Consider the following 483-nt stretch of genomic DNA (forward strand, 5'->3'; position numbering starts at 1 on the left):
AGATTTACCGCATTGCTATCCAAACCTATGGACTAAAATTGATTATTTATGAACCGAGAGATAAGGTGATTTTGCAATGGAGCGACTAGCAAAATATAGACCAACCATTCAGTTCCTCTTGACGGAATATTCTACCGGTTCTTCTTTGGGGGGAGAAATTGAATCGGAAACGGGTTTTGACCTCAAGGCGAATCGGTATTTGTTGGTTGATTTAGGATGGGATAAACCACGGAAGATTTATAATTGTTTGATTCATCTGGAAATTCGTTCGGGAAAAATCTGGATTCAGCGCAATCAAACGAACTGTTATTTGACGGATGCGCTATTAAGTCGGGGCGTGGAACGGGAAGATATTATTTTGGGACTACAGCCGTCTGAGTTGCGAGAATATACAGGTTTGGGGGTGATTTAGTGGTGAGCAATGGCGTAAATAAACCGGGTTTCTAGTCGCATTTTTCTGAAAGGTGGGTGGGGTTCAAAAAA

The 483-nt window shown here is 41.6% G+C and carries 1 protein-coding gene; it reads left to right on the top strand.

Annotated elements, in window-relative coordinates:
* Positions 1–76: 76 nt before the first annotated feature.
* Entirely contained in the window at positions 77–412 is a 336-nt protein-coding gene (locus LKK83_RS01320; RefSeq protein WP_324628944.1) for a XisI protein, read from the top strand.
* The last annotated feature ends 71 nt before the right edge of the window (positions 413–483 follow it).

The organism is Phormidium sp. CCY1219, from assembly GCF_035615515.1.
Lineage (GTDB): Bacteria > Cyanobacteriota > Cyanobacteriia > Cyanobacteriales > Laspinemataceae > CCY1219.